Origin of the sequence: Arthrobacter sp. NicSoilB8, from assembly GCF_019977355.1 — a bacterium.
In the GTDB taxonomy this organism is placed as follows: domain Bacteria; phylum Actinomycetota; class Actinomycetes; order Actinomycetales; family Micrococcaceae; genus Arthrobacter.
On the sequence record NZ_AP024655.1, the window covers coordinates 4257460 to 4272065 of the forward strand.

The following is a 14606-nucleotide window of genomic DNA, read 5'->3' on the forward strand; positions in this document are numbered from 1 at the left end:
CCACTCTTGCTGGCACACTGAGCCGATGACCGATCCTCTCTCCCAGTCCCGGCGGCCTGGCATCCGCGCCGCGATGTTCGTGGACTTCGACAACGTCTACACGGGCCTGATGGCCTTGGACCCGGCCGCGGCCAAGAGGTTCGCGGAGGACCCCAAACACTGGACCGAAGCGCTGGCCGACGGCGGCGCGGGCGAGGAATCCCGGCGCTTCCTGATCCGCAACTGCTACCTCAACCCGGTGATCTATTCCAAGTACCGGCCGTACTGGACCCGGGCGGGCTTCCGCGTGATCGACTGCCCCTCCCTCACCCAGCGCGGCAAATCCAGCACCGACATCAACCTGGTGCTGGACGCGATGGATGCCCTGTCCGGCGCGGCCCACGTGGAGGAGTTCTTCGTGGCATCGGCGGACGCGGACTTCACGTCGCTGGTCCAGCGGTTCCGGGCCGCCGACCGCATGACCACGGTCATCGCCGCCGGCGCCGTGGCGTTCGCGTACCGGGAGATGGCCGACAGCGTGGTCGAATCCCACGACTTCGTCGCAATCCTCAACGGGACCTCGGCCGAGGTCCCCCGCATGGTGCCCTCCGCCGGACTTGGCACCCCGCTCCGCACCGCGGCAGGGGTTCCCGGTTCCGCGACCACCGCCGCCGACGAGGTCCGTGCTCTGGTGCAGGCCGCGCCGGGCCCGGTCACCGGAGCTGTGGCGGCACACCGGGCCCTGACCGTGGACCCCTCACTGAAGACCGATTGGGGCGGCCACGGCAAGTTCGGGGCCTGGATCGCCCAGATCGGCCAGGGCGTTCAGTACTCGTCCACGCCGTCGCCCGGCTGGGTCTGGGACGCGAAGCGGTTTTCGCCTGAGCTGTCCTCGCTGGCCTCCGAGGCCCGGCCGGCGATCGAGGAGCAGGTCACCAGGGTCACGGACGTGCCCGCGCTGTCCGCAGAGCAGTTCCGTCAGGTCTTCGTGTCGCTGGAGGCAAAGCTGCGCGAGCACCCCGGCAACCGCAGCGAACTGGCACGCTCGGTCCGGGACGACTGTGTCGCCGCCGGACAGCCGGTGTCCCGCTCGGCCGTCAACTTCGTGATCCAGGGCGTGGTGTACGCCGGCGGCTCCCTCTCGGACGAGATGACGGCCGGGGACCTGGCCGCCGCGTGGACGAGGAACGTCGAAGAGCTCTGCCGGCTCGCGCTCATGGAGTTCGACGACGCCGAGAAGCTCGCACTCAGGCGCTGGGCCGGCGGTGGCCTGCTGGACTCCGGCGCCGGCGACTCCCCGGCGTAGCGGCCAAACTAAGGAGGCGTAGCAATGGCGTCGGACGCAAAATCCGGGAGGAAACGCGGGGTCCTTTTCGATGTCGATGGGACCTTGATTGACTCCAGCTATTTCCACGCCCTGGCGTGGTGGCAGGCCTTCCGGCGGGAGGGCTTGGACATCCAGGTCTCCGCCATCCACCGCTGCGTCGGCATGGGCGGTGAAAAGCTGATAGAACGCTTGGTCCCCGGGTGCGGCAAGGACATGCAGGAAGACCTAAAATCCGCGCACGGTGCAGTCTTCTCCACGTTCTGGCCTTCCCTGCGGCCCTTCGATGCTGCCCGAAACCTTCTGGCCGCGTGCTCCGACGCCGGCCTGGCCGTGGGCCTGGCATCGTCAGCGCAGGAGCGCGACCTGGACGTTTCCCGCCGCCTCCTGGACGCCGGCATGTCCATCGATGCCTGGACCAGCTCCAACGACGCCGCCGAGGGCAAGCCTGCCCCGGACATTCTCCTTGCCTGCTTGGAGAAGCTTGACCTCAGCCCGGCGGACGTCATCTTTGTTGGCGACGCCGTCTGGGACGTGTTGGCGGCTGCGGCAATCGGAGTTCCCGCCATTGCCCTGACTTGCGGCGGAATCAGCGAAGCCGAACTGCGGGATGCGGGTGCCGCGGAGGTGTACGACAATCCGCGGCACCTGTTGGAGAACCTTGGAAGCAGCGCCATTGGAAAGCTGAGCGCCGGAGAGCCTGGCCCCTGATCCCAGGGCGCCAGAGCTGCCCGTCGCGGGCTTCCTCAGCCGAAGGCCTCCTGCACATGGGCCCGGATGGCGCCTATCACCGGGGCCGATCCCTGAGTGCGGTACACATCGATCGGTCGGGATCCCAGCAGCACGTTGGGGCTGCACATCCAGTGCATGGCCTGCGCCGGCGTGAAGGCGCAGTGGAGGTGCCCGACAAGGGCGTCCAGGTCCGCAAGCTGGAGCCGGCCAGCCGCATTCGGCGCATCCTGGCCCGACGTCCAGCGCCCCAGAAGCTCCACGCTGACGCCCAGCAGGGGTGCCGCAGCATCCACGCCCATGGAGTTGATAAGCCGTTCGGCTATTGCCGTCGGGGTATAGCCTGGCGCGTCCCTCAACTCCGCGAGACTGGCGAAAACCGTGGTGGCAGACAACTCCGGTTCTTCAGTGCCCTTTTCCTGCAGCTGTTCCATGATTCAATGCTATTTATTGCCGCCCTCTCAGAGTAGGGCCGCAGGACCTTCGCGCGCTCTGCGGTCAGCCGGCCCGTCCCTCACGCCGGGACCGGATTGAAGTCCAGGAGCACCTTTCCGGACACTGCCGAGTTCCGGGCCACCTCGAACGCCTCCAGCCCGCGGTCCAGCGTGAAGGTGTGCGTGATGACCGGGTCGATGTGCAGGGATCCGTCGGCAAGGGCCGCTATGACGTCGTCGATTTCGTCGTTGAAGCGGAAGGAGCCCACCAGCTCCAGTTCCCGCGTGATGGCCAGGGAGATCAGGACCGGCTGCGGGCCGGTGGGCAGCAGGCCCACCATCACCACCCGGCCGCCGCGGCTCGCGCCCTGGACGGCCGAGGCCAGGCCGTGGTGGCTGCCGGAAGACTCAATCACGACGTCGGCCTCCACGGCCGCGATCGCCCCGGCGTCACCGGCCTTGAGGACCGCGTCGGCCCCCACCGCACGCGCGATTTCCAGCGGCCGGTCGTGCATGTCGACGGCGACGATCCGGCCCGCCCCGGCGCGCTTCAGGACCGCGACGGCCAGGGCGCCGATGGGGCCGCTGCCGATCACGAGCGCGGTCTTGCCCGCCACATCCCCGGCCCGGGCGACGGCGTGCCAGGCGACGCTGGCGGGCTCGATCAGCGCCGCCGTGCGCAGGTCAAGGCTCGCCGGCAGCGCCCGGAGCATCCGCACCGGCAGGTTCACATACCGGCTGAACGCGCCGTCCGTATGCGGAAAGCGCGCGGCACTGCCCAGGTACGTGCAGCCCGGCGACAGGTTGGGCCGGTCCGCCGGATAGCGTGCCGCACCCGGGCCCGGCGTGGCCGGATGGACCGCGACCGGGGCCCCCGCGCCGGGCCCCGAGCCGTCCGCGGCCGCCCGGACCACGGTGCCGGAGATCTCGTGCCCCAGGATCATGGGCGCCCTCAGGACCGATTCCCCGGCCGCGCCGTGCAGCCAGTAATGCAGGTCGGAGCCGCAGATACCGCCGAAAGCCACCTCGACGACCGCCTCCCCCGCGCCCGGGGCCGCCAGCGCGACATCCTCAATCCGGAGGTCGCCCGCGGCGTGGGCCACCACCGCCGGCCCCGACACAGGCAAGACAGATTCAGGCAGGACAGATTCAGGCAGGACAGATTCGGGCAGGACCGGCTCGGGCAGGACGGAAAAGTTCAGGACCGGCTCGGGCAGGACCGGCTCGGGCCGGGCTGTGCTGCTGGACATCAGACCACCACCGTCATTCCGCCGTCGATGAAGATCGTCTGGCCGTTCACGAAGTCCGAGCCGGCCGAGGCGAGCCAGACCGCGGGCCCGGCCAGGTCCTGCACCGTCCCCCACCGGTGCGCCGGCGTCCGGCCCAGGATCCAGGCGTTGAACCCCTCGTCATCCACGAGGTTCTGCGTCATCTCGGTGTGGATATAACCCGGCGCGATCCCGTTGATCTGCAGCCCCGACCCGGCCCACTCCGCGGTCATCGCCCGGGTCAGGTTCCGCAGCCCGCCCTTCGCCGCAACGTACGGGGCGATCGTGGGCCGGGCCAGGTCCGTCTGCACCGAACAGATGTTGATGATCTTCCCCCGGCCCCGCGGAATCATGCGCCGCGCCGCCTCCCGCCCCACCAGGAAGGCACCGGTCAGGTCCGTGGCGATCACCCGGTCCCAGTCCGCCACGTCAAGCTCAAGCATCGGGACCCGGTGCTGGATCCCGGCATTGTTCACCAGAATCTCCAGCGGCCCCACATGCTCCTCCACCCAGGCGATACCCCGGGCGGCCCCGGCGTCGCTCGTGACATCGAAAGCGCAGCCGCGCACCCGGCCCGGCGCGTACCCGGCCGCCATCGCCGCCTCCGCAGCCTTAAGCCGCTCCGGATCGATGCCGTTCAGCACCACCGTGGCGCCCGCATCCGCCAACGCCCGGGCCAGCGCATTGCCGATCCCCCGGCTCGAACCGGTCACCAGGGCCACACGCCCCGTCAGGTCAAAAAGTGAAGTCATGAGAAGGGGCCGCTCTGCACCAGGTTGGCCGGGGTTTGCCCGGCGGCCAGGGCTTCGAGCTGCTGCCGCAACAGCTTCAGGATCCTCGGCTGGAACGCCGACGCGTTGCCGCCGACGTGCGGGGTGATCAGGGCGTTGGGCGTGGACCACAGAGGGTGGTCCTGCGGCAGCGGCTCCGGATCCACGACGTCGAGGGCGCACTGCAGGCGCCCGGACAGGACTTCCTTGGTCAGGGCAGCCGTGTCCACCACGGAGCCGCGGCCCACATTCACCACCAGGGCCCCGTCCGGCAGGGCGGCGAGGACCTCTTCCCCGATCAGCTGATGGGTCTGCTGGTTCAGGGGCAGCACCGAAACCAGGATGTCGTGCGTCGCGGCGAGCGCGGCCAGTTCCGCGGACGCGTGCACCTCGCCGTATTCGTCGGTGCGGGCCGCACTCCCCACCCGGGTGAGAGTGACCTCGAAGGGCTCCAGGCGGCGGGCGATTTCGTGCCCGATTCCGCCGACGCCGACCAGCAGGACGCGCCTGTCGGCCAGGGACTGGCGCCGCTCCGGCCGCCAGAGGCCGTACTGCTGGTCTCGGACGGCCTGGTCGATGCCGCGCAGCTTCGCCAGGATCAGCCCCACGGCCAGTTCCGCGGTCGCGGCGGCATGGACACCGGAGGCGCTGGCTACGCCCGCCGCCGGCCCGGCGGCCTCGATGACCCCGTCATACCCGGTGGACTGCGTCTGCACGAACTTCAGCCCGTCGACCTGCGCGAGGGATCCCAGCACGGCGGAGGCGTCGATGTACGGGAGGATAACGCCGTCGATCTCACCGAGTGTCCCGCCGTCGGGCTCCGACTTCAGGTCCCACACCACCCCTCTCAGCCCTTCGGGCAGGGGCGAGAGATCGGCGAGGAGCTGCCGGTCGGGGAAACTGACGGTGCGGACTGTTTGCATCGGAAAACCTATCGATTGTTGACGGTGAAGTGGGCGGCAGGCCGGGGCTGCGCGGTCAGCGCCGGTTGGAGGCTGGCGCCTGCGGGAGGGGCTGGCGCCGGGGGGAGGGGTTAGCGCCGGTCGAAGGTCAGACCGCCGGGGACCTGGAACGTGGGCATGAGTTCGAGCATGCCCACATTCACGTGCCGGGGTGTTTCGATCGCGTAGTCCAGCGCGTTGACGATGTCGTCAGTGGTCAGCGACTCGTAGCCTTCGTAGTACGTCTTCCACGCCTCCTCCATGGCCTCGGGAGTGCCGCCCATATTGCGGCCGAAGATCTCCGTTTCGACGCGTCCGGGGCAGATCTCGGTGACACGGATGCGCTTGCCCACGGTGTCGTTGCGCAGCTGCCGGGAGACCTGGTGCACGGCCGCCTTGGTGGCGTGATAGACGGTGTGGCCGTAGAAGTTGTAGACGCCGGCGATGGAGCTGATGTTCAGCACGTGGCCCCGGTCGCGTTCCACCATGCCCGGCAGCACCAGCCGGGTCAGCTGCAGCAGGCCGCGCAGGTTGACGTCCACGAGCTCGTCGATGTCGCTCTCGCTGGAATCCAGGATGTTCCCCGGCCGCGAGACCCCGGCGCAGTTCACCAGGACGTCGATTTCCAGATGCCCGACGGCGGCCGCCAGCGCCGCGGTGTCGGTCAGGTCCACCACGTGGGGGATGGCCCCGGTCTTGTCGGCAAGTTCGTTCAGGCGTTCCTCGTTGCGGGCGACGGCGTGGACCGTGAGTCCGCGCTTGGCCAGGCGTTCGGCGATCGCGGCGCCCATTCCGGTGGACGCGCCCGTGACGAGGGCAGTTGAGTAGTCAGAAAAAGGCATGGAGGTCTCCTGGGTATGTGTGAAGCGCAAGGCAGCTAGTTCAGCGCAGTGCAGCACCTTGGGCGGGTAGTTAGGCGTCGCGGAGCGGCAGGTGCGCCCGGTCCTTGACCGTGCTGACGGCGGCGAGTGTGCCCAGCGCGGTGATGACGGCGTAGAAAGCGGGCATGTAGATGTTGCCCGTGGACGAGATCAGCCAGGTCATCAGCAGCGGTGCGGTGCCGCCGAAGAGTGCCGACGAGACGTTGTAGCCCAGACCGTAAGCGGAGTAGCGGACGCGGGTGGGGAACAGTTCCACGATCAGGATGTGGATCACCGCGGTGTGGCCGGCGAAGACCACTGCCATGATGCAGGCGCCGAGGATGGCCAGGCCCATGTTGCCGGTGGCGATCAGGGCGTAGGCGGGGATGCCGACGATGGCCATGGCAATTGCGGAGCCGGCGATGACCTTCTTGCGGCCAACCCGGTCGGACAGGGCGCCCATGAAGGGAATGGCGATGCAGATGGCCACCAGGCTGCAGGCGGTGACGATGAGTGCCTCGCCGATGGTGAAGTTCAGCTGCTTGCCCTTCAGGAACGTGGGCATGTAGGAGAACAGGACGTAGTAGCCGGAGCCGTTCATGAGTGGGATGAACAGGGCCAGGAGCATGGCGCGGCGGTGTTCTGCGGACTTGAAGGCTTCCTTGAGCGGGTTCTTGGACAGGCCGCCCTCTTCCTTCAGCTTCTCAAAGTTCGGGGTGTCGCTGATGGCCTTGCGGATGTACCAGCCGATGATGCCCATGGGGATGGCGACCAGGAACGGAATGCGCCAGGCGAAGGCACCGAAGCCGCCGCCGTCGATCGCCGCCTGGGTGAGCCACGGGGACATGGAGAAGGCAACCAGCGTACCGGTGAGGAGAGCCGCGAAGGAGGCGATCTGGGCGTAGGAGGTGATGATGCCGCGCTTGCCTTCCGGGGCGTGCTCGGCGAGGAAGGTCATGGCGCCGGCGGCTTCGCCACCAACGGAGAAGCCCTGCAGCATGCGGAGCAGAACCAGGAGCACCGGTGCAGCGATGCCGATTGCGGCGTAACTCGGCAGCAGGCCGATGCCCGCCGTCGCCACGCTGATCAGCAGGATGACGAAGACCAGCAGTTTTTGCCGGCCGATGCGGTCCCCCAGGTATCCGCAGATCACGGCGCCGAGAGGACGCACGAAGAAGGACACGGCGTAGCCGGCGAAGACGAACAGCAGGGCGTTGTCCGGGTTGCCGGGTGCCAGGAAGACCAGGGCAAGCGTTCCGGCCATGAAAGCGAAGATGCCGTTGTCATAGAGTTCCACGAAAATGCCGACGCAGCCGGCCATAACAACTTTGCGGGTCTGCTTACTGCTGAGCCGCTCTTTGTGCGGCTGGGCCGCGTGCGTAGAAATTGACATGGCTTTCCTTACTAAGGGGGATGGTAACAAGGCTTTGGATCTGGTGCGAGGGTGGTTAGCTTCCGGAGGCCGACGCGAGCTGTGGCCAGCCGGACCGGCTGCCGATGCCGAGGAGGGAGAAGACGGTGCTGACTGTCGAACGGAGGTTCTCCAGTTCCCGCAAGGCCGCCCGGTATTTCGCCGTAGCGTCGGGGACGGTGGTCCTGCGGAAGGTTATGGTGTGGCCGGGCCGGGCCTGGGCCAGCACATCCAGGGAGCGGGTGGTGACCACTGCCAGGACGGGGTAGCCGGCGGTGACTCCGCGGCCGCGGTGCAGCACCAGGAGTTCCTCCCGGGACGGCACCTCGATCGCTCCGACCGGGACGCCGCGCGAGAGCACCTCCGCCGTCGACTGGCGTTCGGGGAGGGCGCCCCCCAGCCGCAGTCCGATGTGGTTGCTCCGGGCACTGACGGTGTATTCGGTGGTGAAGAGCAGTTCGGCGGTGTCGCCGAATTCGTCCACATCGGGCCCGTCCGTGACCTCCACAACGGCCCGGCTGCTGAACTCCGGCCGGGTAAGCCCCAGCCGGAACAGCGGCAGGTCGAAGTACGGTTGCCGGATGGGCGGGACGCTTCGAGAGGTCTTGAGTTCGGTGCCTTCGGTCAGCCGCAGGCCGAATCCGACCACCGTGTCAGGGGCGCAGCTTCCGAGCAGGACGGGCGCCTCCACGGAACCGTGGACGGCAAGGTAGGAACGGAGGCCGCCGGTGATTTGGCGCAGCGCCACTGTTTCCCCGGCGCGCACGGACACCGGTTCCCACTGCGGGCATTCGCGCCCGCCCACCGTGAACCGCAGGGGCGCCCCGGTGACGGCGATGAGGATGTCCGTGGTGGCCCGCATGCGGAAATCCAGTGCGGTGATCTCCAGCAGCGGCGCATTGTCCTCGTTGGCGGTGAGGATGTTCGCCGCGCGTGCGGAGAACTGGTCCAGCGCACCGTTCACGGGGAGTCCGAACCGGGGTCCCCGGAAGCGCCCCAGGTCGGTGACCACGGAGTGGCCGGGCTGCTGGATGATCAACGATCCGTTCATCGCGCCGCCTCCAGTTTCCGGCCGGCGTAGTCCACGAATTCCTCCGGCTGGATCTGGTGGAACCGCAGCAGGTCGCCGGGGACGTAGGGAACAAGCGGTTCACTGGTGGGGTCAAGAACTGCCAGGGGGGTCTGGCCGATGACGCACCATCCGCCGGGTGCCGCGGCCGGGGCAATGACTGCCTGCCGGCCGGCGACGGCGACGGCACCGGCCGGAACTGACAGGCGGGGGTCCTTCAGCCGCGGAACCGGAAGCGGAAAATCGGGGCCGTCCATCATGGGCGAGCCGGCAGGGGCGCCGAGGCAGCGGATGACGTAGGACTTGGCGGTGTGCAGCCCGATGATCTCCTGGACGGAGAGCTGCTGCTGGCCGGCGACGCGTTCCAGGTCCGGGCCGTATTCCCCGCCGTAGACAACGGGGACGTTGAATTCCCGCGGAGCCCTGGCAGGCGCACCGATGAAGTCGAGCTGGCGCACGCCGAGGAGGACAAAGGCGCGGACCTGCCGTGCCGAGGTGACCCCGGGGTCGAATTCCACCAGCAGCGAGTCGTACGTCGGCACGGCGCCGTGGACGCCGTCGGCGCCCGCCGCCTCAAGCCATGCGGCGAGGGCATGCACGGTGGTCCAGTTGGCTTCCCGGTCCGGGGATGAGGCGACGACGCGCAGGGCGGCGTCCCCGGATTCGTAGACCTCCACCGGAGTCGTCGTTGAGGTGGCGGTCATGTCAGGCGGCCTTCACTTTGGCGGCCAGCACCTGGGCGAGCGGGGCGATTTTCACGCCGGAGTTTTCGAGTTCGGCGCGGACCTGGCGGGCCAGGTGCACGGCACCGGGGGTGTCCCCATGGAGAAGGATAGTGTCGGCGACGATCGGCAGGTCGGTTCCGGCGATGGTTTGGATAAGCCCTTCGCACACCATGCGGATGGTGCGGTCCACGATGGCCGCGGGGTCATGGATGACGGCGCCGGGGCGACTGCGCGGCACCAGGGTGCCGTCTGCCTCGTAGGCGCGGTCCGCGATGCCCACGATCGCGACCGGGAGATGCCTCCCCGCGGCGGCGTCGGCCAATGCGCCGTCCTGAGCCAGGACGATCAGGTCCGGGTTGATGCGGGAGGCGGCGTCGGCCACGGCGTCGGCGTAGTCGGCACGGGTGGCAACGAGGTTGCCTAGGCGTCCGTGGGGTGCGATGTGTGCGACGCCGGTGCCGTGATAGGCGGCGAAGGCGCTCAGTGCGCCGACCTGGTAGAGGACGTCATTGCGGACCTCGTCCGCGGTGAGGTCCATGGCGCGCCGGCCGAAGCCCCGGAGGTCGGGGAAGCTCGGGTGCGCCCCGATGCTGACTCCGCGCCGCACACATTCGGCGACGGTCGCATTCATGATGTCCGGGTCTCCGGCATGGAATCCGCAGGCGATGTTGGCGCTGGAAACCACTTCGAGCAAGGCCGCGTCGTCGCCCATCGAGTAGGCGCCGAAGCCTTCGCCGAGATCTGCAACGAGATCAACTGTGGGTCCCATGTGAGCCCTCCTGGGTGTTGGCTGCCGCGTTCCGCCGCGAGGCGCAAAGGTCAGCTTCCGGTAGTGAAGTAAATGCCGGGAACCGGCCCGGTCTGAGGCTTGCGGTCCCGTGGCCCGGAATGCCGGGCTGCTGTCAAAAAGTCTGGCACCGCGACTTGGCTCACACAAAGACGTAATCCATGTCACGGGATAGGCGCCGGTTATGACGGGCCTTGGTCCTGCTCTCACTTGTCACCTCGCCTCACATCGGATTCCGACTCGCCGTCGCGGGATTGCTATTGCATTCACGGTAAGGACTGCATATTTCGGAAATGTGAAGGAAGGCATCCATTTCTGTAAACACGGCTTTTATGCAAAATGCATCTGACGTCATAAAGAAATTGCATGTCAGCGAAGGGGATAGAATGTACGATTAGTGAAATAGCGTCCCGGGTTCAACCTGGTGGCAGCGATGCGGATCACTCAAAGACCTATTGCGTGTCCCTCCGCTGCATCCGCCTGTGGCCTTTCCGGGTCCGGGACGCCGCAAAGAGAGAAGGCGGCTATGGATACGCGAAAGCTTGCGTACTTCGTCCAGATCGTGGATTCGGGAAGCATCACCAAGGCCGCGGCGGCGCTGCATGTGGCCCAGCCGGCCCTGAGCCAGCAGGTTTCGGCGCTGGAAACCGATCTCAAGCAGCGCCTGCTGATCCGCAGCAAGCAGGGGGTCAAGCCCACGGCCGCCGGGCACACCCTGTACCGGCATGCACAGTCGATCCTGCGGCTAGTGGAACAGGCCCGCCAGGACGTCGCCAAGTCCGGGGCCGCACCGTCCGGACGCGTCTCCATTGCCATTGCGCCCTACAGCATGGCGTCCAGCCTGACGCCGCGGATCATCAGCGAAGTGGGGCGCCGGTACCCGGACATCGTCCTGCACGTCACGGAAATCTACGGCGGCGTCCTGAGCGAGGCAATCAAGAACGGCCGCCTGGACATGGCCCTCATTTACGAGCCGGGCCCGATCCGCGGCGTCCAGTTCACCACGATGATCGTCGAAGACCTGCACTTTGTGGTCAACGCCAACAATTTTGATGTGACACCCGGCAAGGGCGAAATTCCGCTGGAGGAAGTCGCCCGCTTCGGGCTTTTCCTGCCCGAGAAAATCCACACCCTGCGCCAGGTTGTCGAGGCCGGATTCGACAGCAAGGGACTCAAACTCCAGCTGGTCGGCGAAGTGGAGTCGGTACCGTCCCTGGCCCGGCTCCTGCGGGCCGGACTGGGCGCCACGATCATGCCCAAGTCAGCCGCGGATGCCCTGTTCCACGAGGAAGACTTCCATGTCCTGCGGATCGTGGATCCCGCATTGCAGTGCAAGATCGCCCTGTGCACCCCGGACCATGACCCGCTCTCCGAGGCCGCGTCCGCCGTTCTCCTGGTGCTCAAGGAAATGCTCCAGGAAATGCTCAGCGACAAATATGCGCGGTAGCCGGCACATATCATCCGCTTATTAGGTCACGCATCATTCGTCTTAGTAACCGGCCGCCCGGGAATCTAGAATTGAAAGTAAGCCGGCAAATTGCGGCAACTACTTTCATGAAGATCTACTGGGGAGCATTCGGTGAAAAAGATCAGCACTTTGCGAAGGATTTCTGACGGAAGTCTGGGACTCATGGCAAAAACCGGCTTCCACTGCCCGGCCAACGGTTTTTGGCGTCCCGCGGATCGCTCGGTGGATCCCGTCTTCATTTTCGAGGGCAGCATCATGCCCGCCGCCGGCGGCGGCTCGGCGGTCTGGTATCTCGAGGATGCCATCGTCGGTCCCCCGACGCATCCGCTTCCGGCCAGGTAGGACTGCAGGGAACCCGCTGGGCTGCTGCGCAAGGGAGGGTTCGATGGCCTGGACGGACATCGAACCCTCCCTTTTTCGTGCGCCCTGGCAGTCGAACCCTGGCATGGACACCTTTGCGGGCCCCGCCGCGCAGCCGCTCCGGGCATGACAGCGCCGCCGCACGGGAACTCCCGTGCGGCGGCGCTGCCGGGCTGTTGAGGCTGTTCGGCTGGGCCTGTTCAACCAGGCCAGTTCAACCAGGCCTGTTCAACCAGGCCAGTTCAACCAGGCCTGTTCAACCAGGCCAGTTCAATCAGGCCTGTTCGACCAGCAGCCCCTTGGACTTCAGGACCTCGGTGAGGTTGCATAGGTCCAGGGTGGTTCCGCCGGCCTGGTACAGGCTGATCAGTTCGCGCTCGGCGTCGTCCCGTTCCTGCGAGAGGCGGATGACGTCCTCGATCTCGTCCTTCCTGACCACCACAACGCCGTCCGCGTCGCCGCGGAGGACGTCGCCGGGATAGATGATTTCGTCGCCGAAGACCACCGGGTGGTTGATCGGGCCGATGGTTTCCTTCACGGTGCCCTTGATAGAGACGCTGCCGGAGAAGACCGGCAGTCCCAGTTCGATGAGGTCCTGGGTGTCGCGGACGCCCGAGTCCGTCACCAGCCCGGCGAGGCCCTTGGCTTTCATCGCGTTTCCGAGGACGTCGCCGAACGTTCCGGCTTCCTCGTACTCTCCCGCCGCGGCCAGGATGACATCCCCGGCCTGCGCGTAGTGGATGGCCACCTGCAGCATGAGGTTGTCCCTGGGGGCGCACCGGACGGTGACTGCGGGGCCGCAGAAGGACATGGCCCGGTCGATCGGTTTGATCCGCGAGCTGAGGGCGCCCTTGCGGCCCTGGGCCTCATGGATGGTGGCCGACGAGAACTTCGCCAGGCGGCTCACGGCGTCGGCGTCGGGGCGGTCGATGGTGGTTTTTACGTGGATCACGGCGTTTTCCTTCAGTGGGTGCGGGTCAGTTGAGGGCCTGGACGGCCTTGTCGATGGCGGCGATGGATTCTTCGATGATGTCGAGGCTGGTCGCATAGGAGATGCGGAAGTAGGGGCCCAGCCCGTAGGCGGAGCCCTGGATGACCGCCACGGAGGCTGCCTCGAGAAGGTAGAGGGTGAAGTCCTCGTCGTTGCCGATGACCTGCCCCTCGGGCGTGGCCTTCCCGATGACCCCCGCACAGTTGACGTAGGCGTAGAAGGCGCCGTCCGGCGTCGTGCATGACAGTCCGTCGACGGCGTTCAGTGCGGCCACCGCCGTGTCTCGCCTGCTGCGGTAGATCTCGCGGCTCTCCCGCACGAAGCCCTGGTCGCCGGTGAGGGCGGCGGCGCCGGCGGCCTGGCTGACCGAGGACGGGCACGAGGAGATCTGTGACTGGAGCTTGTTGATCGCGGCGATCAGCGGGGCGGGCCCGGCGGCATAGCCCAGCCGCCAACCGGTCATGGCGTAGGCCTTGGACACGCCGTTGACGGCGAGGATGCGGTCTTTCAGCTCGGGGGCCACTTCCGCCAGGCTCGAGAGCCGGCCGTCACCGAAGTAGATCTGGTCGTAGATCTCGTCCGTGAGGACGTAGACGTGCGGGAAGCCGGCCAGGACGTCCGCGAGCTCGCGCAGTTCAGCCGGGGAGTAGACGGCGCCGGTGGGGTTCGATGGCGAGTTCAGGATGACCCATTTGGTCCGCGCGTTGAGGGCCCCGGCGAGGGCCTCCGGCGTGAGTTTGAATCCCGCGTCCTCGCCGCAGGGGACGACGACGGGGGTGCCCTCGTTCGCGAGGACCATGTCCGGGTAGGAGACCCAGTAGGGTGCGGGCACCACCACCTCGTCGCCGGCGTCCAGGGAGGCCATGAAGGCAGTGAAGATCACCTGTTTGGCCCCGCCGCCGATGGTGATCTCGGCCGGTGAGTAATGCAGGCCGGTGCGAAGCTTGAGTGTCTGCAGGATTGCCTGCTGCAGGGCCGGGGTTCCGGTGACGGAGGTGTATTTGGTCTCGCCCCGGCGGATCGCTTCGGCGGCTGCCGCCTTGATGTGGTCCGGGGTGTCGAAGTCCGGCTCGCCGACCGTCAGGTCCAGGATCCGGCGCCCTTCTGCTTTCAGCTCACGCACACGGGCCGCGGCGGCCACGCTGGCGGAGGACTTGATGCGGGACACCCGCGTTGCAGGTTCAAATTCAGACATGGTCTCGTCCTAGGGATTCAGCAGGGAGCGGTACTCATTTCCTTCGACCCTAGGGAATTCTGGCGGGTATGGATAAGACCTAAAGTGCGTGGACGGATAAGCGTCTCTTATGGCTGAGGGGCGGCCGGCGCGACAGTTTGACTGCTTCCCCTGCCGCTATCCGCGATCTTCCGGCCCGCGGCCGCCCCGGGCCGCGCCGGGCCAAAGGTTCGGTCCAAACGTTCCGGTTATGGCTCCACGCACTATTGGTATTTCCGCGGCGGGGCCGTTCTGCCTAGCCTTCTACATAAGCCCG

At 67.2% G+C, this 14606-nt stretch carries 15 protein-coding genes; 4 read left to right on the top strand and 11 right to left on the bottom strand.

Annotated features, from left to right (window positions below; genetic code table 11):
* The first annotated feature begins 25 nt into the window (after window positions 1-25).
* Together LDO15_RS19235 and LDO15_RS19240 are read left to right on the top strand one after the other, a co-directional pair.
* Window positions 26-1285, top strand: a complete 1260-nt coding sequence (locus LDO15_RS19235) for an NYN domain-containing protein (RefSeq protein WP_223981289.1) — start codon at window positions 26-28, stop codon at window positions 1283-1285.
* Between the two features lie 24 nt (window positions 1286-1309).
* Window positions 1310-2014 carry an HAD family hydrolase gene (locus LDO15_RS19240; protein ID WP_223981291.1) on the top strand — a complete coding sequence of 235 codons (705 nt, stop codon included), beginning with the start codon at window positions 1310-1312 and terminating at the stop codon, window positions 2012-2014.
* A gap of 35 nt (window positions 2015-2049) precedes the next feature.
* Here the strand turns inward: LDO15_RS19240 and LDO15_RS19245 are convergent, their stop codons facing one another.
* The 9 genes from LDO15_RS19245 to LDO15_RS19285 all read right to left on the bottom strand — a co-directional run bounded on the left by LDO15_RS19245 (window position 2050) and on the right by LDO15_RS19285 (window position 10279).
* Complete coding sequence (locus LDO15_RS19245; protein ID WP_223981293.1) at window positions 2050-2466, bottom strand: hypothetical protein; 417 nt, start codon at window positions 2464-2466, stop codon at window positions 2050-2052.
* Between the two features lie 80 nt (window positions 2467-2546).
* Window positions 2547-3716: an L-idonate 5-dehydrogenase gene (locus tag LDO15_RS19250; protein ID WP_223981295.1), complete on the bottom strand. Its 1170-nt coding sequence runs from the start codon at window positions 3714-3716 to the stop codon at window positions 2547-2549.
* Entirely contained in the window at window positions 3716-4486 is a 771-nt protein-coding gene (locus LDO15_RS19255) for an SDR family oxidoreductase (protein ID WP_223981296.1), read from the bottom strand. Before LDO15_RS19255 ends, LDO15_RS19250 begins: the two co-directional genes overlap by 1 nt.
* Window positions 4483-5427 carry a 2-hydroxyacid dehydrogenase gene (locus LDO15_RS19260; RefSeq protein WP_223981298.1) on the bottom strand — a complete coding sequence of 315 codons (945 nt, stop codon included), beginning with the start codon at window positions 5425-5427 and terminating at the stop codon, window positions 4483-4485. The genes LDO15_RS19255 and LDO15_RS19260 overlap by 4 nt, the downstream gene beginning before the upstream one ends.
* A gap of 110 nt (window positions 5428-5537) precedes the next feature.
* Entirely contained in the window at window positions 5538-6287 is a 750-nt protein-coding gene (locus LDO15_RS19265; protein ID WP_223981300.1) for an SDR family oxidoreductase, read from the bottom strand.
* A gap of 70 nt (window positions 6288-6357) precedes the next feature.
* Window positions 6358-7698 carry an MFS transporter gene (locus LDO15_RS19270; protein WP_223981302.1) on the bottom strand — a complete coding sequence of 447 codons (1341 nt, stop codon included), beginning with the start codon at window positions 7696-7698 and terminating at the stop codon, window positions 6358-6360.
* A gap of 55 nt (window positions 7699-7753) precedes the next feature.
* Window positions 7754-8767 (bottom strand): biotin-dependent carboxyltransferase family protein, encoded by a 1014-nt coding sequence (locus LDO15_RS19275; protein WP_223981304.1) that lies wholly within the window; start codon window positions 8765-8767, stop codon window positions 7754-7756.
* The gene (locus tag LDO15_RS19280; RefSeq protein WP_223981306.1) at window positions 8764-9489 is read right to left on the bottom strand and encodes a carboxyltransferase domain-containing protein; all 726 of its coding nucleotides are present in this window, start codon (window positions 9487-9489) and stop codon (window positions 8764-8766) included. Before LDO15_RS19280 ends, LDO15_RS19275 begins: the two co-directional genes overlap by 4 nt.
* A 1-nt stretch (window position 9490) precedes the next feature.
* Window positions 9491-10279: a 5-oxoprolinase subunit PxpA gene (locus tag LDO15_RS19285; protein WP_223981308.1), complete on the bottom strand. Its 789-nt coding sequence runs from the start codon at window positions 10277-10279 to the stop codon at window positions 9491-9493.
* A gap of 544 nt (window positions 10280-10823) precedes the next feature.
* Between LDO15_RS19285 and nac the strand changes: the two genes are divergently transcribed.
* Window positions 10824-11744 carry a nitrogen assimilation transcriptional regulator NAC gene (gene nac, locus LDO15_RS19290; protein ID WP_223981310.1) on the top strand — a complete coding sequence of 307 codons (921 nt, stop codon included), beginning with the start codon at window positions 10824-10826 and terminating at the stop codon, window positions 11742-11744.
* A gap of 183 nt (window positions 11745-11927) precedes the next feature.
* Window positions 11928-12107, top strand: coding sequence for a hypothetical protein (locus LDO15_RS19295; protein WP_223981312.1), 180 nt, complete (start codon window positions 11928-11930; stop codon window positions 12105-12107).
* Window positions 12108-12399: 292 nt separating this feature from the next.
* Here the strand turns inward: LDO15_RS19295 and LDO15_RS19300 are convergent, their stop codons facing one another.
* Both LDO15_RS19300 and LDO15_RS19305 read right to left on the bottom strand, forming a co-directional pair.
* Window positions 12400-13077: a 4-carboxy-4-hydroxy-2-oxoadipate aldolase/oxaloacetate decarboxylase gene (locus LDO15_RS19300; RefSeq protein WP_223981314.1), complete on the bottom strand. Its 678-nt coding sequence runs from the start codon at window positions 13075-13077 to the stop codon at window positions 12400-12402.
* 25 nt (window positions 13078-13102) lie between these two features.
* The gene (locus tag LDO15_RS19305) at window positions 13103-14311 is read right to left on the bottom strand and encodes an aspartate transaminase (RefSeq protein ID WP_223981316.1); all 1209 of its coding nucleotides are present in this window, start codon (window positions 14309-14311) and stop codon (window positions 13103-13105) included.
* Window positions 14312-14606 lie beyond the last annotated feature (295 nt).

Coding starts and splice junctions, on each gene's coding strand:
- LDO15_RS19235 (WP_223981289.1), top strand. CDS start 26: ATGACCGATCCTCTCTCCCAGTCCCGGCGGCCTGGCATCCGCGCCGCG.
- LDO15_RS19240 (WP_223981291.1), top strand. CDS start 1,310: ATGGCGTCGGACGCAAAATCCGGGAGGAAACGCGGGGTCCTTTTCGAT.
- LDO15_RS19245 (WP_223981293.1), bottom strand. CDS start 2,466: ATGGAACAGCTGCAGGAAAAGGGCACTGAAGAACCGGAGTTGTCTGCC.
- LDO15_RS19250 (WP_223981295.1), bottom strand. CDS start 3,716: ATGTCCAGCAGCACAGCCCGGCCCGAGCCGGTCCTGCCCGAGCCGGTC.
- LDO15_RS19255 (WP_223981296.1), bottom strand. CDS start 4,486: ATGACTTCACTTTTTGACCTGACGGGGCGTGTGGCCCTGGTGACCGGT.
- LDO15_RS19260 (WP_223981298.1), bottom strand. CDS start 5,427: ATGCAAACAGTCCGCACCGTCAGTTTCCCCGACCGGCAGCTCCTCGCC.
- LDO15_RS19265 (WP_223981300.1), bottom strand. CDS start 6,287: ATGCCTTTTTCTGACTACTCAACTGCCCTCGTCACGGGCGCGTCCACC.
- LDO15_RS19270 (WP_223981302.1), bottom strand. CDS start 7,698: ATGTCAATTTCTACGCACGCGGCCCAGCCGCACAAAGAGCGGCTCAGC.
- LDO15_RS19275 (WP_223981304.1), bottom strand. CDS start 8,767: ATGAACGGATCGTTGATCATCCAGCAGCCCGGCCACTCCGTGGTCACC.
- LDO15_RS19280 (WP_223981306.1), bottom strand. CDS start 9,489: ATGACCGCCACCTCAACGACGACTCCGGTGGAGGTCTACGAATCCGGG.
- LDO15_RS19285 (WP_223981308.1), bottom strand. CDS start 10,279: ATGGGACCCACAGTTGATCTCGTTGCAGATCTCGGCGAAGGCTTCGGC.
- nac (WP_223981310.1), top strand. CDS start 10,824: ATGGATACGCGAAAGCTTGCGTACTTCGTCCAGATCGTGGATTCGGGA.
- LDO15_RS19295 (WP_223981312.1), top strand. CDS start 11,928: ATGGCAAAAACCGGCTTCCACTGCCCGGCCAACGGTTTTTGGCGTCCC.
- LDO15_RS19305 (WP_223981316.1), bottom strand. CDS start 14,311: ATGTCTGAATTTGAACCTGCAACGCGGGTGTCCCGCATCAAGTCCTCC.